This is a genomic window from Streptomyces sp. NPDC006544, from assembly GCF_040611715.1.
Taxonomy (GTDB): domain Bacteria; phylum Actinomycetota; class Actinomycetes; order Streptomycetales; family Streptomycetaceae; genus Streptomyces.
The window spans coordinates 1-17,755 of the sequence record NZ_JBEXOV010000129.1 but is presented as its reverse complement, the minus strand read 5'-3'; the positions used below and the strand labels follow the sequence as shown (position 1 = coordinate 17,755).

Sequence of the window (17,755 nt, the reverse complement as noted above, 5' to 3'; positions counted from 1 at the left end):
CGGTGGTCTCGCGGCTGATGAACCGGTACCGCGCGCCGCGGACGGTGCTGACGGCCCGGGAGACCGAGATCCTGGAGCTGATCGCGACGGGGCCGCCGGGGCGGGCTGCCGGGCGGCGGCGGAGGCGGTGACGCGGCTGGGCGGGCGGCCGTAGGGAAGCCGCCGGCGCCATCCGGCTGCGGCGGCCCGCCACGAGGTGTGAAGAGCCGTCACGCATCCTTGCGGGCCGTTACGGCGTACTGCGCGTCAACGCGTGGTCCTAAGAGGCGTACTGCTGGTCGAGGGCGTCGATGATCCCCTCGGCGTTGAGGTGATGGCGGAACACGCGGCCCTGGTCGGGGTGGGCGATCAGCCGGTCGATGAGCTGCTGGAGCGTGATCGGCCGGCTCACCGTGCTCGCGACGACCGGGGTGACGGCCGTGATTGGCCGGGATCCCCTTGTCGCCGTTCGCGGAACTCCGTGACGGCGCGGCTGCGCGCGCAGGGCCCCGCGTCAGCCGCCGAGGGCTCCGCGCAGGCCCGTCCAGGCCGGGTGGCGCGGGTCGTCGGCGCGGACCAGCGCGTCGGCGAGGTCCGCCGGACCGGTCTGCGCCTCGTAGCGCGCGAAGGCGGGCAGGGTCCAGCGGGCGGACGGCTCCGTGCGGCGGGCGAGCGCCCCCGGGGAGAGACTGATGTGAACGCTGAGGTCGAAGGGGAACCAGTGGCCCAGGAGCAGCGGGCCGTGCACGATCAGCACCCCGCCGGGCGGCAGTTCGGCATAGGGACTGCGGGTCGCCCGGTCGGTCGCGGGATCCCAGAGGTCGGGCAGCACCCGGCCGGTCCCGCCCGGGTCGGTCGGGCCGAAGACCTCGCGCCAGAGCGCGGCCGTGTCGTACCAGCCGTCGAGATAGGAGTCGGCGTCCTCGCGGCCGAACTCGAAGCGGAGAGAGGCCGGGCGCAGAAAGCCTCCGGTCGCCACCACCAGGGCCGCACGGCCGCGCAGGCGCAGCGCGTCTGCCAGTTCCCCGGCGAGCACGGAGGTGCGGGCGGCGGGCGCGCCGTCGATGCCCACCCGCCGCCAGACGGCCTCGCCCGCACCCCCTTCCCCCCCCGTACCCTCTTCCACGCCCTCGCCGCCCCCGAGGTGACCGGCGAGCCGCTCGGCCATCCGCTGCCATGTGATCGCTTCCAGCTGCACGGGTCCATTGTCAGTGGTGACCCCTAACGTTTTTGACGAGGGATCACCGGCGCACAGGGGCCGGCGGCCCGGCCTTGGGGAGGGGTCTGTCATGGCTGCCGAGACGACGTATCTGGAGCTGTCGCAGGACGACGGCGGTGCCCACAAGTTCTACGAGGTGACCGTGGACGGCACGGCCGTCTCGGTGCGGTACGGCCGGATCGGCGCCGACGGCCAGCTGCAGAACGCCTCCTTCCCGACCGTGGAGAAGGCACGGGCGGCCGCCGCCAGGAAGGTGGGCGAAAAGGTCCGCAAGGGCTACGCCCCGGCGGTACGGGGCGGTCGCGCGGCCCGGTCGGTGACGCGTCGGCAGGTGACGTCCACGCCGTCGACGGCCGGCGCGGCGGCCCCGGTGCTGTGGCGGTTCCGGACGGGATCCTCGGCCTTCGGGATCCACGTCGACGAAGACCGCTGCTGGGTCGGAAATCAGGCCGGCGACGTCTACACCGTGAGCCACGGCGGTGAGGTGCTGGCCCGGTACTCGCTGCCGGACGGGGTGAAGTGTCTGGTGGCGGACGAGTTCTGGATCTACGCGGGCTGTGACGACGGCACGGTGTACGACCTGTCGTCGAAGGTCCCGTTCGGGGCGTACGACATCGCGGCCGACGTGGACATCTTCTGGCTCGACATCCGCGAGGGCGTGCTGACCGTGTCCGACCGCAGCGGCGGGCTGACGGTCATCGACCACGAGGACGAGTTCCAGTGGTCGCGGCGGTCCTCGGGGAGCAACGCCTGGATGGTGCGCGCGGACGAGCGCGCCGTCTACCACGGCCACAGCAAGGGCGTGACGGCCTACGCGCCGGACGGGGGGCGGGAGCTGTGGCACACGGCGACCGACGGTTCGGTGCTGTTCGGCTGGCAGGAGGACCACGCGGTGTACGCGGGGACCGGCCGGAACACCGTGCAGCGGCTGTCGAAGACCACGGGCGCGGTGGAGGCCTCCTACCGGTGCGACGCGGCGGTGTACTCGTGCGCGACCTCGCCGGACGGCCGCCACGTCTTCGCCGGTGACCTCGCGTCCTCGGTGTACTGCTTCGACGCCGACGGGCGCCGGCTGTGGAAGCTGGGCACCGGCAGCGGGGCCGCGCTGTCCATGCAGTACCTGGACGAGCGGCTGTACCTGGTGACCACGGACGGTTCGCTGGTGTGCGTGGACGCGAGCGAGGCGGCCATCGCCGCGGCCCGGGAGGGTTCGGTGCCGACGGCGGTGGACGTGAAGTCCGCGGCCGCCCTGCCCGTCTACACCCCGGCGGCGACGCCCGCCGCGGTGGCGACGGTGTCGGTGGCCTCGGTGCCCGCGGGCGGCGTGGTCGTGGAGTGCGTGCAACAGGGCGGCCGGATGCGCGTCCAGGTGCTGTCGGGCGGCTTCGAGCCCTCCTGGAACGTGCAGTTCCCCCGGGGGATCCGGGTGCCGGGCGCGCGGTACGTGGTGGACGGGCTGCACCCGGCCTCAGGCGGTTTCTACCGGGTCCGCGGGGAGATACGCCGACTCGTCTGAAGCGGGCGCCGGGGCCTCGGCGGGCAGCGCGAAGGGGACGTCCCCGGCCAGGGCGGCCGTGATCCGCAGCACGACGGGCTCGGAACCGAGGTTCCGGCCGAGGTGGACGTGGTGGATGCCGGCCGGCTCGACGAAGCAGGTGCCGGCGTGGTGCACCTCGATGGTGCCGTCGCTCAGGATGCGGGTCAGCGTCCCGGACCTGACCACCGCCATCAGCGGGACCCGGTGGTAGTGCCAGCCGGTGCTGCCGCCGGGCCCGAGGGCGACCTCCCTCGTCACCAGGCCGGAGGCGGACGGGGCCGCGGAGCGCCGCGCCCTTGCCCTGGCCCTCGGCCTCGGGCGCCGTGCCGTCGTCCGCCCTCCACCCACGTGTGCCTCCTTCATGGGCGCCCGCCGCACCCGCTCGACCGACGGTAGGACGACGGCATGAGGTGGCGGGAGGCCGCGGCGAAAGCACAACTCCCCAGGCACACAAGGTGATATAAGGCCCGGTCGGCGGTATCACTCCTCCATGAGCCTGGTCGTTTTCGAGTCGACGAAGCAGATCCGCTGCGCGGAATGCCGGCAGGGTCCGCTCCGCCGTCTCGTCCGCGAGGCCGGCGTACCCCGCTGCCTCGACTGCGCGGAACTCGGGCACCTCGTCTACCTGCCGCGCGGGGACACGGCCCTCACGCGCAGGGCGCACGAGGCCAGTTCGCTCTCCGCCGTCGTCCTGCGCTTCCACAGGAGGCGCCGCCGCTACGAGCGCCTGGGCCTGCTCGTCGAGGACGCCGCCCTCGCCCGCGCGGAGCGGGCCTGTCTCGCGGACGCCGAGGCGCGGGCCCGCCGCCGGGACCGCGACCGGATGCGCCGCGAGGCCGAGGACACCCGCTTCACGGCGGCCTTCGCCGCCGAGATCCTGCGGCTGTTCCCCGGCTGCCCCGCCGACCGGGCGCGAGCCATCGCCGCGCACGCCTCGGTGCGCGGCAGCGGCCGGGTCGGCCGCAGTGCGGCCGGCCGGGCCCTCGACGAGCCGGCCGTGTACGCGGCGGTCCGGGCGGCCGTGCGGCACCTCGACACCGAGTACGACGCCCTGCTGATGCAAGGCGTGCCCCGGTTCGCGGCCCGGGCCCGGCTGGCGCCTCGGATCGACGCGGTCCTCGACGGCTGGCGGGCGGAGGCCGGACCGCCCGCCCGGCGCCGGGCCGTCAGCTGAGCCGGAAGCGGCGGTAGAGCAGCACTCCGCCGAGCAGCAGGGCTCCGCCTCCGGACAGCAGGTAGCCGGCGCCGTCGGCCCCGGTGTGGGCGAGCGCCGAGGGCCCGCCCCGCGGCGGGGACGGCGGGGACGGCGGTGACTGCGGAGTGACGGGACGGACGGACACGGGCGGCAGGACGGGCTCGGCGACGATGGGGGGCTCGCCGTTGACGGAGGTGTTGCCCACCGCGGAGTTGCCGACGCCGACGACGCTCACCGCGTTGCCGCTGAGGTTGACGGGCAGGTCGACCGGGAGCTGGAGCCCGTTGCCGGAGAGCAGCCCGGGAGAATCCTTTCCGCGTCCCTCGGCCACCGCTCCCCCGGCCCCGCCGTTGGCCCCGCCGTTTCCGGCACCGGGTTTCGAGGAGTGCGAGGACCGGGACGACGGATGGGAGGACGTCTGCCCGGCATTCCCGGGGTTCCCGGAAAGGCCGGTGCCCGGGGCCCCGTTGGCACACCGGTTCCCGGAGGCCGAGTTGAGGAGGCCGACCACGCTCACGGTGTTCCCGCACACGTTCACCGGGGTGTGCACGGGCAGTTGCACCAGGTTTCCCGACAGCAGCCCCGGCGAGCGCTCGGCCTGTCCGCCCGCGTTCGCGTCGGCGTGGGCGAGGCCGCCCACCCCCGCGACCGCCAGTCCACCTCCCGCAACCACCGCCGCGATCAAGCCATTCCGACGACTGTGACGCATCGCTTTCCCTGCCTTCCGGAGGAGTCACGGGCGTTGCACCCGCACCGGAAACAACGCGGCAAACCCGTTCGGGTTATAGCGGTGGTAGGCATTTCACCCCATCGTGTACTGGGTAATTCCTACTTCATGACTAAACCGCTGCTTCTCCTCGACGTGGACGGCCCCCTGAACCCGTTCCGCTCCCGTCTCGCGGGCTTCCGCGGCTACACCAGCCATCGGATGCGGCCGACGGTCTGGATGTCGTACCGCACACCGGAGTCCCGCAGCGCCCGACGCGGCCTGCGGGTGCGCTTGCATCCCACCCACGGCCCGCGCCTGCTCTCCCTGCCGTACGACCTCGCCTGGGCCACCACCTGGATGCACGAGGCCAACACGATGATCTCCCCGCACATCGGGCTACCCAGCGATCTCCCCGTCATCGAGTGGCCGGAACTCTTCGCCGACGACCCCGACGGGCTGTCCTGGAAGACGCGCCACCTCACCGCATGGGCGGCGGGCCGGCCCTTCGCCTGGGTCGACGACATGATCACGCCCCGCGACCGCGCCTGGGTCGCCGCCCACCATCCCGGCCCCGCCCTGCTCCTGCGCATCCACCCCCGGCAGGGCCTGCGCCCGGCGGACTTCGCCACCCTGACCACCTGGGCCGCGGGGCTCAGCGCCGCAGGGCGCTGACGGGGTCCGGGGAGGGGCTGCCCGTGGGCCACCAGTCGTCGTCACCCAGGCGGTTCTCGTAGGCGTACCAGAGGCCGTCGCGGCCGAGGCGGAGCTGACGGGAGATGCCCGTGAGGCGGTTGCGGTCGGGGCGGAAGGGGCCCTGGGCGGCGGCGAGGAGGGCCGGACGGGCCCGGTCGAAGGGGCCCGCCGGGGGGTCCCACGGCTCTTCGAGGGCGACCAGCGCGGGCAGCCCGCCCTGGCGCCAGGCCGCCGCCCCCCGGGCGAGGTCGGTGGTGCTGCGGCCCGTGGCGCGGGCCAGGTCCCGGTAGAGGACGCGGGCGGCGCCGGTGAGCCCCGCGGTGGGGTGCGCCGAGGCCAGCCGGACGGCGTCCTGCCAGCGGGTCAGGCCGCCGATCGGATCCTCGGCCGTGGTGAGCAGCGCCAGGGCACGGGCGGCCGCGTCCCCGGCGAGCTGGTCCAGGGCGAGCGGATCCGGGGCCGCGGGATCGGCCGGACAGGCGGGCGGCAGCCCGACGGCGGCCGGCACGGCCGGCGGGGCGGGCAGCGGCGGCAGGACGGTGCGGGCGAGCGCCGCGCGGGCCGGCACACCGGGGAAGTCCGGCGCCCCGTCGGGCTGTTCGCGCGCGGCGTGGGCGGCGTTGCGACGGGCGAGCTCCTCCAGCAACTCCCGCTCGCCGCGCCCGCGCAGCAGCAGGAGGACGAACGGGTCGGCGTCCAGGAGGCGGGCCGCCCGGTAGCAGAGGGCGGCGGCGTGCTTGCACGGCGGGCGGGCGACGTCCGGGCAGGAGCAGTGCGGCACGAGCTCGCCCGCGCCGGGCAGGACCGTTTCGGCGAGCGACTCCGGGACGTCCCGCTCCAGCAGCGCGGCGAGCGACGTCGGGTCTGCCGCGACCGCCTCCAGGAGCTCGCTCCATTCGGCGTCCGCGAAGGCGGGCAAGGACAGCTCGGTGCGGTACGGGCGCGGCCGGCTGCCCCGTACGTAGGCCACGATCCGGCCCGGGGTGATGGTGACGGCATCGACGTGGCCCTCGGCCGGGTACGTCCGCCCGCGCGCCAGGCGGGCTCCGTCACGGGCCACCGCTTCGAGGGCCGACACCCAGGCCCGGCCCCACCAGCTGACGGCCTCCACCCCGGGCGGCACCGTCTCGAACGTGCGGCGGCGGTCGTCCCGCGCGGTGATCACGCGGGCCTGCGCAGGGAGACGAGGTCCGCCAGCTCGCGGTCGCTCAGCTCGGTCAGCGCCGACTCGCCGGAGCCGAGCACGGCATCGGCCAGGGCCCGCTTCGCCTCCAGCATCTCCGCGATCCGGTCCTCGACGGTCCCCTCGGCGATGATGCGGTGGACCTGGACGGGCTGGGTCTGGCCGATGCGGTAGGCGCGGTCGGTGGCCTGTTCCTCGACGGCCGGGTTCCACCAGCGGTCGTAGTGGATGACGTGGCCGGCCCGGGTCAGGTTCAGCCCGGTCCCCGCCGCCTTCAACGACAGCAGGAAGACGGGGGTCTCGCCGGCCTGGAAGCGGTCGACGAGCTCCTCGCGGCGTGCCACCGGCGTACCACCGTGCAGCAGTTGGTGCGCGATCCCGCGCGCCGTCAGATGGCGCTCGAGGATCCGGGCCATCGTGACGTACTGCGTGAACACCAGCACCGAGCCGCCCTCGGCCAGGATCGTGTCGAGCAGCTCGTCCAGCAGGGCCAGCTTCCCGGAGCGGTGCGCGATCCGGGTGTGGTCCTCCTCCTTCAAGTACTGCGCGGGGTGGTTGCAGATCTGCTTGAGCGAGCCCAGCAGCTTCATGATCATGCCGCGCCGCTCGATGCCCTCGCTCGCGCCGATCACGGCCATCGCCTCGTCGACCGCGGCCTGGTACAGCGAGACCTGCTCGCGGGTGAGGGACACGGGGTGGTCGGTCTCCGTCTTCGGCGGCAGCTCGGGCGCGATCCCCGGGTCGGACTTCTTGCGCCGCAGCAGGAACGGCCGCACCAGCGCGGCGAGGCGGACGACGGCCTCCTCGTTGCCGCCGTCCTCCTCCTGCTGGTGCTCCACGGGGCGGGCGTGCCGGGCCCGGAACGTGGTGAGCGGCCCGAGCAGCCCCGGTGTGGTCCAGTCCAGGAGGGCCCACAGCTCGGAGAGGTTGTTCTCCACGGGGGTACCGGTCAGCGCCACCCGGGCCGGCGCCGCGATGGTGCGCAGCGCCTTCGCGGTCGCCGAGTGCGGGTTCTTGACGTGCTGCGCCTCGTCGGCGACGACCATGCCCCAGGACTGCTCGGCCAGCCGGGCCGCTCCCGCGCGCATCGTCCCGTAGGTGGTGAGGACGAATCCTCCCGCCGTCCCGTCCAGGCTGCGGCCGGCGCCGTGGAAGCGGCGCACCGGCGTGCCGGGGGCGAACCTCTCGATCTCCCGCTGCCAGTTGCCCAGCAGTGAGGCCGGGCAGACGACGAGCGTCGGCTCGGAGCGGTCGCGGTGCAGGTGGAGCGCGATCAGGGTGACGGTCTTGCCCAGCCCCATGTCGTCGGCGAGGCAGCCGCCGAGGCCGAGCGAGGTCATCAGGTCCAGCCAGGCCAGGCCGCGTGCCTGGTAGTCGCGCAGGGTGGCCTTCAGCGCGGCGGGCTGGGGCAGCGGGGCCAGCTCCCCGGTCAGCCGCTCCCGCAGGGCCGCCAGCGCCCCCACCGGTACGACGGCCACCTGCTCCCCGTCGACCTCGGCCGTCCCCGTGAGGACGGTGGCCAGCGCGTCCACCGGCTCCAGCAGCCCCAGTTCGCGCTTGCGCGCCTTGCGCACCAGCTCCGGATCGACGCGCACCCACTGGTCGCGCAGCCGCACCACGGGCCGGTGGGCCTGCGCGAGGGCGTCCATCTCCCCCGGGGTGAGCCGGTCGCCGCCGAGCGCCAGCTCCCAGGAGAAGGCGAAGAGGTGCTCGGCGTCGAAGAAGGCGGTGCCGTCGGTGGCGGACCCGGGCGCGGTGGAGCGTACGACCGCGGTCGCCGAGAGCGTACGGGCGAACTCGCGCGGCCAGTGGACCAGGACTCCGGCGGCGGCCAGCCCGGTCGCGGCGCGGCCCAGCAGGTCTTCGAGCTCGGGGTCCGAGAGGGCCAGGACATCCGGGACGGGCTGGTCCAGCAGGCGCAGCAGCGGCGGCCAGACCCGGGCCGCACGGCGCAGGGCGAGCACGGCGTCGACCCGGGCCCGGGGGCCGAAGCCGGCCGCGGCGGCGCCCGCCCAGAGGGTCGAGGCGTCCGTGACCAGGGTCGGGTCGGCGAGGCTGTGCACCTGGACGACGGCGGCGCCGGCACGGTGGGTGTCCTCGTCCTCCGCCTCGTCGAAGAGCCGGAAGGAGGACAGGTCGAGGCGGAGCGAGATCCCGACCCCGGTGTCCGCGCCGGAGGCGACCTGCGCGGCCCACTCCCGTATCCCCGGGACGTGCTGCGGCTCCTGGGCGGCGAACGGGCGGCCCGCGGCGAAGGACGCCGCCGGGGTCCGGGGAAGGCTGTCGGCGACGGCGTCGAGGAACGCCCGGACCAGTGCCTCCGGTTCGGGCAGGTGGAGCGGCCGGCGTCCGGCCAGCGGGGTGGCGTACCCCTCGTGGGGCAGCGCGGCGGCGACCGCGCGCAGGTACCCGACGTCCTCGGCGTCCAGGGGTCCGGCCCGCCAGGCGTCGATGCCCTCCGGGGTCAGGCCGGGCAGCAGGCGGCCACGGGCCACGAGGGTGAGCGCCTGGACGGCGGCGGTCCCCCAGGCGCGCGTCGCGGGATGTACGGCGGGGCCGCGGGCCGCGCGGACCGCGCGGACGAGGAGCGGCAGCGCGGAGGTGACGGGCAGGGTGACGGCGGGAACGGTCCGGCTGCGGACCCCCTCGCCCTGGGCGCGGACCACGGTGAGCGGCTGCGGGGTCCCGGCCGCGGGCAGCGCGTCTCCGTCGGGGGCCCAGAAGGCGAAGCGGCTCTCGCGGGGGACGGCGGCGGGCAGGAACACGGCGGCGTGGCGCGTGAGGGCCGCGGCCGCCGCCGGATCCACCGGTGCCGCGGGCCCCGCCGCCTCCAGCGGGGCCGCCGCATCCGCCGTCGGGGCGGGCACGCGTGGCTGCGCCGTCGCTCGCATGGTCACGCCGTCCCCCTCCGCGGTGCGGCGGGATCCCCTTGGATCCCCTCTGCCGTCGAGTCTAGGTGCGTCCACTGACAACGCCGCTGAGCTGCACGTTTCCACGAAGCCGCAGAACCCTCGGCCGCCCCGCCGCTCCCCGGCCCAGCGCCCGTCCCCCTCGTCCCGCGACGCGTCGCCCGCCGAGGACGCCCCCGCGGCCGACGGAGCTACGACCGCACATTGTCCCGAATTCGGCCCAAACCATCGACCTGTGGCCAGCCCCCGGGCAGAGCCTTCCCGGGCGTCGGCACACTGCTGCACCAGCACACCGCAGCGCCGCACACCGACCGGCACGGGGAGTACCGACCATGACCCGACGCACCGCACGACCCGCACGCACCGCACGCACCGCACGCACCCCACGCACCGCCGCAGCCTTCGCTGCGACGGCCGCCGCCACCGCTCTCGTCCTCACCGCCTCCGGTTCCGCCACGGCCACGGCCACGGCCGTGCCCACGGCCGCCGCGAGGACCATCACCACGGCCCCGGCGGCCGCCCCGCCCGGCTTCCTGAGCGGCCCCGACCTGCCCCCGCACCCGTCCTCCCCCTGGTACACCGGTCCGGTCGCCAAGGGCCTGCCCGAGTCCGCCCCCTTCTGCCTGGACGGCGTCCTTCCGTCGGCCGGCAGCTGGCGCCGCGCCTTCCACACCGAGGCCGACACGGGCGCGGCCCAGGTCTCCGTACGCGCCTCCTCCGCCGGTGCGGCCGCCACACTCGCGACCGCCCTGGAACGCGCGGTCGCCGTCTGCGCCGCCGACTGGCTCCGGGCGAACCCGGACGGGACGGCCTCCTGGCGGGACTACGGGAAGCTGCCCGTCGAGGAGGGGGCGCACGTCTACGGGGTGCTCGTGTCGGTCCCGGAGTCCGAGCCCGGCGTCCACCTCTTCGGGATCGGGCGCGACGGGTCCACCGTGACCGTCGTGCAGTGGGGGCAGATGGGAGACCTGGCCGACGCGCCCGTCCCCGCCTTCAAGAAGACGACCACCACCGCCGTGGACAAGCTCGTTCCCTGACCCGGACGCGACGCGCCCGGGGTGGGACCATGGAGAAGAGGCAAGCCCGGTCGATCACGCCGAGGGGATGGCCATGCGAACCGGAAACGAGCCGGTGACCGCCCGCAGCCCGTTGCGGCTGCGCTTCTGGCTGAGCCTGTGGGGTCTGCTCTGGGCCGCCGCCGGGGCGGCGGTGTTCTCGCTCGCCGCCCGGCCCGGGTGGGCGGCGGCCTGCGCCGCCGTCGCCGTCCTGGCCGCTGTGGACCTGGTCGTCGTGATCCGCCACATCCGCCAGGGCCCGCACTACCAGCCCGGCCGGGACGTGCCGCCGTACGAGCCCCCCGGCCACTGAGGGCTGTCTTCGCCGGCGCGCGGCGGCACTAGCGCGCGTCGAAGGCGACCCACGTGTTCGCCGGCAGCTCGGGCTTCCCGGGCACCGGCCGCCGCTCCTCGGTCCAGGCGTCGCCCGCGACTTCGCGGGCGACACGACGCCAGAAGCGTGCCGCGCCCGCGTTCTCCTCCTGAAAGGCGATCTCCCACCGGCCGGGGTGCGCGGTCAGGACGGACCTCACCGCCCGCAGCCCGAGGCCCGACCTGCGTGCCCCACGCACCACGAAGAAGCTGTTCAGCACGCGCACCTCGCTGTCCAGCGCCCGGACGAACGCGAAGCCGACCGGCCGGTCACCGGACCGTACGAGATGGGCCGCCCAGGTGGCATCGCCGAGCGCCGACTCCAGCCACTCGCGCCGGTACGTTCCGTCCGGGTTCGGCAGGACGCCCCTGAACTCCGACAGGTCGTGCAGGAAGAGCGGCCAGAGCCGTTCCAGGACGTCGCGGTCGTCGGCGCCCGCTCTGCGGACAGCCAGCTCTGCCATCTGATCCCCCTCGAGTACACGAAAAGCCTTCCGGCGGGCCGGAAGGCTTCGAACTGTCGAACCTATTGAACTGTCCGACCTATTGACCTGTCCGACCCATTGACCTGTCGAGCCCGTCACATCGTGTCCACGACCTGTTCACCCAGCCGCCCGGCCAGTAGCGCGGGCCCGGCACGAGCGGGGCCAGGGCGCCGCTACGCCTCGAAACGGGCCGCCGCCAGGTACTCCGGCCGCGGGTCGAGGGCGGCCGCCAACCGGAAGTGCTTGCGGGCCTGCGCGGGCCGGCCCGCGCGCTCGTGGGTGCGGGCCAGTGCGAAGTGCGCGAACGCGTTGTCCGGCTCGCGCTCGAGCACCAGCTCGAACTCCAGCGCCGCCGGGCGCAGTTGGGCTGCCGCGAAGAAGGCCCGAGCGCGCAGCAGCCGGGCCGCCGTGTTCTCCGGGTGAGCGGCTATGACCGAGTCGAGCAGGCGCACCGCACCCCGCGGGTCGCGCGCGGCGAGCAACTGCTCGGCGGCCCGGTAGTCGATGACGTGCGTCTCGGGCGACGGGGCCGGAGACGACGACGGGAGCTGCGGCGTGGTGTCGGACACGTTCTCTACCTTCCCTCTGCGGGCGCGTTCAACGCCCCCCGTCCCGCGCCCCGCGCGCCTCTCCACGGCCACGCCGGGCCCCTCGGACGCCTCAGATCCCTCGGGACCCTCAGGCCCCGGTGTCCTCCGCCGCCTCCGCCGCCTTCGCCGCCCGCGCCGTGAGCTCCTCCCACACCCTGCGCACCTGCGGCTCCAGCGCTTCCAACGGCCCGTCGTTGTCGATGACGAGCGTGGCCACGGCCAGCCGCTGCTCCCTCGTGGCCTGCGCGGCCATCCGGGCCCGCGCCTCCTCCTCGGCCATGCCGCGCAGCCCGGTCAGCCGCGCCAGCTGGGTTCCGGCCGCCGCGTCCACCACGACGACCAGGTCGTACAGCGGTGCGAGCCCGTTCTCCGCGAGCAGCGGTACGTCGTGGACCACGATCGCGTCCGGCCCCGCGGCGGCCTCCAGCTCGGCGGACCGGGCGCCCACCAGGGGGTGCACGATCGCGTTGAGGATCTTCAGCTGCGCCGGGTCGGCGAACACGACCGACCCCAGCTTGGGCCGGTCCAGCTCACCCTGCGCGGTCAGCACGGACTCCCCGAAGGCCGTCACGACGGCCGCGAGACCGGGGGTGCCCGGCTCGACGACCTCCCGCGCGATCCGGTCGGCGTCCACGACGACCGCCCCGTACCCCGCCAGTAGTCGCGAGACCTCGCTCTTGCCGGCGCCGATTCCGCCTGTCAGGCCAACTTTCAACATGCCCGGCAGACTAACCGCCGCGTCCCGCATCGCCTACAGGCCCCCGGTGGCGGGACGCGCTCAGCCCTCACCCTCGCGTTCCGCCAGGAACCGCTCGAACTCGCGGCCGATCTCGTCCGCCGAGGGGATCTCCGCAGGCTCCGCGATCATGTTTCCGCGGGTCTCGGCGCCGGCCGCCGCGTCGAACTGGTGCTCAAGCCCCTGGACGAGGCTCACCAGTTCCTCGTCGCCCTCCCGGATCTGCCGGTCGATCTCCGTCTGGGTGCGGTGCGCCTCGGTGCGCAGCGCGTGCGCCACCGCCGGGAGCACCAGCCCGGTGGCGCCCGTGATGGCCTCGAGGGTCGTCAGCGCGGCGTCCGGGTACGGCGAGCGCGCCACGTAGTGCGGTACGTGGGCGGCGACGCCCAGCACGTCGTGTCCCGCCTGGCCGAGGCGGAACTCCACGAGCGATTCGGCGCTGCCCGGCACCTGCGCCTCCTCGAAGGGGCTGCGGTGTCCCGGCATGAGGTCGGTCCGGTTGCCGTGCGGGGTGATCCCGACGGGCCGGGTGTGCGGGACGCCCATGGGGATGCCGTGGAAGTTGACGGACAGCCGGACGCCGAGGCGCTCGACGATCTGCCGGACGGCGACGGCGAAGCGCTCCCATTCCACGTCCGGCTCGGGGCCGGACAGCAGCAGGAAGGGCGCGCCCGTGGCGTCCTGGACCAGGCGCACCTCGAGGAGCGGCTCCTCGAAGTCCGTCCAGTGGTCGCGCTGGAAGGTCAGCAGCGGGCGGCGGGCCCGGTAGTCCACCAGCCGGTCCGCATCGAAGCGGGCCACGACCTGGTGGGGCAGCGTGTCGAGCAGCCGCTCGACGATCTGCTCGCCGGTCTCACCGGCGTCGATGTACCCCTCGAAGTGATAGAGCATGACCAACCCGGCCGAGTCCTGGGCGAGCGCCAGGTCGGCCACCGCCAGGCCCTTGGCGTCCCATTCGTACAAACCCTGTGGATCAAGCACCGTCACCACTCCTCCTCGCCTCGTTCTCTGGCAAGAACGTCCAAGGGACCGTCACCATTCCCCAGTTGGCCGCATTCGCGGGAACCCGGGGAAACCCGCGGGCCCGAGCAAACCCGCGACACCTCGCGGACGGCCGGAGGCCGACCCCTCGGCGGACACGGCGCCCGCACGCCGGGCCCCGCACCGCACCGCCCGGACGCCGGCCCCCGCGCTCCGCCCCGTACAACGCGGCAAGGCCCGCCCCCCTGAGGGGACGGGCCTTGCCGTGGAACGATCAGCTCAGCTCACGCCGTGCTGCACTGCTGCGATCAGCTCTGGCCGCCGGCCAGCTTCTCGCGGAGCGCGGCGAGGGCCTCGTCCGACGCCAGGGCGCCAGAGGTCTCGTCCGCACCCTCGGAGGAGTACGAACCACCCGAGATGCCCGCACCGGCGCTGCTGCTGCCACCGGCGGCGGCCGGAGCGGCCGCACCCTCGGCAGCGGCGGCCTCGTCGGCCTCGCGGCTCTTGATGACCTGGGCCTGGTGCTGCTCGAAGCGCGTCTGCGCCTCGGCGTACTGGCCCTCCCAGGCTTCGCGCTGCTTGTCGAAGCCCTCGAGCCAGTCGTTGGTCTCGGGGTCGAAGCCCTCGGGGTAGATGTAGTTGCCCTGGTCGTCGTAGGACGCGGCCATGCCGTACAGGGTCGGGTCGAACTCGACCGACGCCGGGTCGGCACCGAAGGACTCGTTGGCCTGCTTCAGCGACAGCGAGATCCGGCGACGCTCGAGGTCGATGTCGATGACCTTGACGAAGATCTCGTCGTTGACCTGGACGACCTGCTCCGGGATCTCCACGTGGCGCTCGGCCAGCTCGGAGATGTGGACCAGACCCTCGATGCCCTCGTCCACGCGGACGAACGCACCGAACGGAACCAGCTTGGTGACCTTACCCGGGACGACCTGACCGATCTGGTGCGTCCGGGCGAACTGCTGCCACGGGTCTTCCTGCGTCGCCTTCAGCGACAGGGAGACACGCTCGCGGTCCATGTCGACGTCGAGGACCTCGACGGTGACTTCCTGGCCGACCTCGACAACCTCGGACGGGTGGTCGATGTGCTTCCAGGACAGCTCGGAGACGTGGACGAGACCGTCGACGCCGCCCAGGTCCACGAAGGCACCGAAGTTGACGATCGAGGAAACGACGCCGGAGCGGACCTGACCCTTCTGCAGGGTGGTGAGGAACGTCTGGCGCACCTCGGACTGGGTCTGCTCGAGCCAGGCACGGCGGGACAGGACCACGTTGTTGCGGTTCTTGTCCAGCTCGATGATCTTCGCCTCGAGCTCCTTGCCCACGTAGGGCTGGAGGTCGCGGACGCGACGCATCTCGACGAGGGAGGCCGGCAGGAAGCCGCGGAGGCCGATGTCGAGGATGAGTCCACCCTTGACGACCTCGATGACGGTACCGGTGACGATGCCGTCTTCTTCCTTGATCTTCTCGATCGTGCCCCAGGCGCGCTCGTACTGTGCGCGCTTCTTGGACAGGATCAGACGGCCTTCCTTGTCCTCCTTCTGGAGAACCAGGGCCTCGATCTCGTCGCCGACCTTGACGACGTCGTTCGGGTCGACATCGTGCTTGATCGAGAGCTCACGGCTCGGGATGACGCCCTCGGTCTTGTAACCGATGTCGAGGAGAACCTCGTCCCGGTCCACCTTCACGATGACGCCGTCGACGATGTCGCCGTCGTTGAAGTACTTGATCGTCTCGTCGATCGCGGCGAGGAACGCTGCCTCGTCACCGATGTCGTTGACCGCAACCTGCGGAGTGGTGGCGGTGGTCTCGGTGCTGCTCGTCATGTGGGTAAGGGCTCCGGTTACGGACAGAAAGTCGTAGGTACTGCTACGCCGGGAGCCCTTATCGGCATCTGCCGAAGAAGCCGGACAGCCAAGGAAGCCCCAGTTCCGCGCGATGCGGGGTGGGGGCCTCGAAAACCGAGGGGACATCAACAGATACAAGCGCAGCCTGCTAGGTCTGAGGAGCACAGGCTCGCAGCGCAACTTGTAGCATACGGGGGTAGCCGGACAGGGTCAATGCGCGAAGGCGCACACCCCGGGCGGATCCTCGCATAACCGGCACAATTCGTGGGCGGGCAGGCGCGGATGACCACCCCGGCCGATTTTCGAAGACGTTCGCCAGACATCCGCAGACTACGACGACGGGCCCCATGAACCAAGAGGACTACGCCCCCGAAGAAGCGTCCGGAGCCACATCGGCCGCCGAGGAGGACGCCGCGGCCACCCGCCGTGACGCGGGGGAAGCGGAGAGCAGCCGGGCGAGCCGCGGCTGGTGGGACCGCAACGCCGACGAGTACCAGAGCGAGCACGGCGCTTTCCTCGGCGACGACCGCTTCGTCTGGGGCCCCGAGGGCCTGGACGAGGCCGAAGCCGCCCTCCTCGGCCCCGCCTCCGCCCTCAAGGGCAAGGACGTCCTGGAGATCGGCGCCGGCGCCGCCCAGTGCTCGCGCTGGCTCGCCGCCCAGGGCGCCCGCGCGGTCGCCCTGGACCTCTCCCACCGCCAGCTCCAGCACGCCCTGCGCATCGGGGCCGACGACGCGCCGGGGGCCCTCCTCGTCGAGGCCGACGCCGGATCCCTGCCCTTCCGGGACGGCTCCTTCGACCTCGCCTGCTCCGCCTACGGAGCCGTTCCCTTCGTCGCCGACCCCGTGAACGTCATGCGCGAGGTGCACCGGGTCCTGCGCCCCGGGGGCCGCTGGGTCTTCTCCGTCACCCACCCCGTCCGGTGGGCCTTCCCCGACGAGCCCGGCCCCGAGGGCCTGTCCGTCGCGGCCTCCTACTTCGACCGCACCCCGTACGTCGAGCAGGACGAGGACGGGCGCGCGCTCTACGTGGAACACCACCGCACCCTCGGCGACCGGGTACGGGACGTGGTCGCGGGCGGCTTCCGCCTGGTCGACCTCGTCGAGCCCGAATGGCCCGCCTGGAACAGCCAGGAGTGGGGCGGCTGGTCCCCGCTGCGCGGCAACCTCATCCCCGGCACCGCGATCTTCGTGTGCGAGCGGGACTGAGCGCGTGATCAGGACGGCCGACCTCGACTCCCTTCCCGTACGGGAAGCCGTGCCCGCCCTCGTCTCGGCGCTGGACGCCCACGGCACCGCCGTCCTGTGCGCCCCTCCGGGCACCGGCAAGACCACCCTGGTGCCGCTGGTACTGGCCGGGCTGACGGGCGGCGCACCGGCGGGCGGCGGACCGGCGGGGCCGCGCCGCCGCGTCGTGGTCGCCGAGCCGCGCCGGATCGCCGCCCGCGCGGCGGCCCGCCGGATGGCCTGGCTGCTCGGCGAGCCGGTCGGCGCCTCGGTGGGCTTCACCGTGCGCGGGGAGCGCGTGGTCGGCCCCGGAACGCTGGTCGAGGTGGTCACCACCGGCGTGCTGCTCCAGCGGCTCCAGCGGGACCAGGAACTCTCCGGGGTCGACGTCGTGATCCTCGACGAATGCCACGAGCGGCACCTGGACGCCGACACCGTCGCCGCCTTCCTCCTCGACGTCCGCGCGACCCTGCGCCCGGAGCTGCGCCTCCTCGCGGCCTCGGCGACCACCGACGCGGCCGGCTGGGCCCGGGTGCTCGGTCACGGCGGCCCCGACGGCGCGCCCGTGGTGGAGGCCGCCGGCGTCTCCTACCCGGTGGAGACCGTATGGGCGCCGCCCGCCCGGCCGGTCCGGCCGCCGCACGGGATGCGGGTGGACCCGGCGCAGCTGACGCACGTGGCCTCGGTGGTCCGGCGGGCACTGGCGGAACGTTCCGGCGACGTGCTGTGCTTCCTGCCCGGCGTCGGAGAGATCGCCCGGGTCGCCGGACAGCTCGCGGGGGTCGACGCGGAGGTCCTCCAGATCCACGGCCACGCCCCGGCCGCCGTCCAGGACGCCGCGCTGTCCCCGGCCGCGCACCGCAGGGTCATCCTGTCCACCGCCGTCGCGGAGTCCAGCCTGACCGTGCCCGGCGTACGGATCGTCGTGGACTCGGGGCTGGCCCGCGTCTTGGCGCCGCACGGCGGGTCGTACGAGGTGGTGGCCACCGTACTCGAGGTGCTGGCAGAGGGCGGGATGCGCGTCACCCTCATGTGA

General features: G+C 73.9%; 17 protein-coding genes and 1 pseudogene. 7 read left to right on the top strand and 11 right to left on the bottom strand.

Translation table 11 applies throughout. The features are described from left to right. Positions 1 to 259: 259 nt before the first annotated feature. Entirely contained in the window at positions 260 to 391 is a 132-nt protein-coding gene (locus tag ABZY44_RS34275; protein ID WP_356660824.1) for a hypothetical protein, read from the bottom strand. A gap of 102 nt (positions 392 to 493) precedes the next feature. Beyond that, positions 494 to 1,177, bottom strand: a complete 684-nt coding sequence (locus ABZY44_RS34270) for a uridine kinase (RefSeq protein WP_356660822.1) — start codon at positions 1,175 to 1,177, stop codon at positions 494 to 496. A 91-nt stretch (positions 1,178 to 1,268) separates the two neighbouring features. Here ABZY44_RS34270 and ABZY44_RS34265 point away from each other — a divergent pair, with 91 nt between their 5' ends. After that, complete coding sequence (locus tag ABZY44_RS34265) at positions 1,269 to 2,714, top strand: WGR domain-containing protein (protein WP_356660820.1); 1,446 nt, start codon at positions 1,269 to 1,271, stop codon at positions 2,712 to 2,714. Here ABZY44_RS34265 and ABZY44_RS34260 read toward each other — a convergent pair. Next, a complete protein-coding gene (locus tag ABZY44_RS34260; protein ID WP_356660818.1) occupies positions 2,667 to 2,993 on the bottom strand; it encodes a cupin domain-containing protein in 327 nt (108 codons plus the stop codon). The two genes, ABZY44_RS34265 and ABZY44_RS34260, sit on opposite strands and share 48 nt — an antisense overlap. Positions 2,994 to 3,225: 232 nt before the next feature. Here ABZY44_RS34260 and ABZY44_RS34255 point away from each other — a divergent pair, with 232 nt between their 5' ends. Then, positions 3,226 to 3,909 (top strand): DUF2293 domain-containing protein, encoded by a 684-nt coding sequence (locus tag ABZY44_RS34255; protein ID WP_356660816.1) that lies wholly within the window; start codon positions 3,226 to 3,228, stop codon positions 3,907 to 3,909. Here the strand turns inward: ABZY44_RS34255 and ABZY44_RS34250 are convergent. Further along, positions 3,902 to 4,603: a chaplin gene (locus ABZY44_RS34250; RefSeq protein WP_356660814.1), complete on the bottom strand. Its 702-nt coding sequence runs from the start codon at positions 4,601 to 4,603 to the stop codon at positions 3,902 to 3,904. The two genes, ABZY44_RS34255 and ABZY44_RS34250, sit on opposite strands and share 8 nt — an antisense overlap. Positions 4,604 to 4,765: 162 nt before the next feature. Between ABZY44_RS34250 and ABZY44_RS34245 the strand changes: the two genes are divergently transcribed. Beyond that, the gene (locus ABZY44_RS34245; RefSeq protein ID WP_356660812.1) at positions 4,766 to 5,311 is read left to right on the top strand and encodes a hypothetical protein; all 546 of its coding nucleotides are present in this window, start codon (positions 4,766 to 4,768) and stop codon (positions 5,309 to 5,311) included. Here the strand turns inward: ABZY44_RS34245 and ABZY44_RS34240 are convergent. Both ABZY44_RS34240 and ABZY44_RS34235 read right to left on the bottom strand, forming a co-directional pair. Continuing rightward, the gene (locus tag ABZY44_RS34240) at positions 5,292 to 6,497 is read right to left on the bottom strand and encodes an SWIM zinc finger family protein (RefSeq protein WP_356660810.1); all 1,206 of its coding nucleotides are present in this window, start codon (positions 6,495 to 6,497) and stop codon (positions 5,292 to 5,294) included. The two genes, ABZY44_RS34245 and ABZY44_RS34240, sit on opposite strands and share 20 nt — an antisense overlap. Continuing rightward, positions 6,494 to 9,406 carry a DEAD/DEAH box helicase gene (locus tag ABZY44_RS34235; protein WP_356660826.1) on the bottom strand — a complete coding sequence of 971 codons (2,913 nt, stop codon included), beginning with the start codon at positions 9,404 to 9,406 and terminating at the stop codon, positions 6,494 to 6,496. The genes ABZY44_RS34240 and ABZY44_RS34235 overlap by 4 nt, the downstream gene beginning before the upstream one ends. 350 nt (positions 9,407 to 9,756) lie before the next feature. Here ABZY44_RS34235 and ABZY44_RS34230 point away from each other — a divergent pair, with 350 nt between their 5' ends. Together ABZY44_RS34230 and ABZY44_RS34225 are read left to right on the top strand one after the other, a co-directional pair. Then, the gene (locus ABZY44_RS34230; protein ID WP_356660808.1) at positions 9,757 to 10,461 is read left to right on the top strand and encodes a hypothetical protein; all 705 of its coding nucleotides are present in this window, start codon (positions 9,757 to 9,759) and stop codon (positions 10,459 to 10,461) included. A gap of 73 nt (positions 10,462 to 10,534) precedes the next feature. Further along, positions 10,535 to 10,792 (top strand): DUF6343 family protein, encoded by a 258-nt coding sequence (locus tag ABZY44_RS34225; RefSeq protein ID WP_356660806.1) that lies wholly within the window; start codon positions 10,535 to 10,537, stop codon positions 10,790 to 10,792. A gap of 28 nt (positions 10,793 to 10,820) precedes the next feature. Here the strand turns inward: ABZY44_RS34225 and ABZY44_RS34220 are convergent, their stop codons facing one another. The 5 genes from ABZY44_RS34220 to rpsA all read right to left on the bottom strand — a co-directional run bounded on the left by ABZY44_RS34220 (position 10,821) and on the right by rpsA (position 15,472). After that, positions 10,821 to 11,315 (bottom strand): GNAT family N-acetyltransferase, encoded by a 495-nt coding sequence (locus tag ABZY44_RS34220; protein ID WP_356660804.1) that lies wholly within the window; start codon positions 11,313 to 11,315, stop codon positions 10,821 to 10,823. 194 nt (positions 11,316 to 11,509) lie between these two features. Further along, complete coding sequence (locus tag ABZY44_RS34215; protein ID WP_356660802.1) at positions 11,510 to 11,905, bottom strand: tetratricopeptide repeat protein; 396 nt, start codon at positions 11,903 to 11,905, stop codon at positions 11,510 to 11,512. A 109-nt stretch (positions 11,906 to 12,014) separates the two neighbouring features. Then, positions 12,015 to 12,644 (bottom strand): dephospho-CoA kinase, encoded by a 630-nt coding sequence (coaE, locus tag ABZY44_RS34210; protein ID WP_356660800.1) that lies wholly within the window; start codon positions 12,642 to 12,644, stop codon positions 12,015 to 12,017. Between the two features lie 60 nt (positions 12,645 to 12,704). Beyond that, positions 12,705 to 13,643 (bottom strand): PAC2 family protein, encoded by a 939-nt coding sequence (locus ABZY44_RS34205; protein WP_356660798.1) that lies wholly within the window; start codon positions 13,641 to 13,643, stop codon positions 12,705 to 12,707. A 308-nt stretch (positions 13,644 to 13,951) separates the two neighbouring features. Then, positions 13,952 to 15,472, bottom strand: coding sequence for a 30S ribosomal protein S1 (gene rpsA, locus ABZY44_RS34200; RefSeq protein ID WP_356660796.1), 1,521 nt, complete (start codon positions 15,470 to 15,472; stop codon positions 13,952 to 13,954). Between the two features lie 368 nt (positions 15,473 to 15,840). Here rpsA and ABZY44_RS34195 point away from each other — a divergent pair, with 368 nt between their 5' ends. Together ABZY44_RS34195 and ABZY44_RS34190 are read left to right on the top strand one after the other, a co-directional pair. After that, entirely contained in the window at positions 15,841 to 16,701 is an 861-nt protein-coding gene (locus ABZY44_RS34195) for a class I SAM-dependent methyltransferase (protein ID WP_356660794.1), read from the top strand. Between the two features lie 4 nt (positions 16,702 to 16,705). Further along, positions 16,706 to 17,665: pseudogene (locus tag ABZY44_RS34190) on the top strand (DEAD/DEAH box helicase); the annotation flags it as partial. Between the last annotated feature and the right edge of the window lie 90 nt (positions 17,666 to 17,755).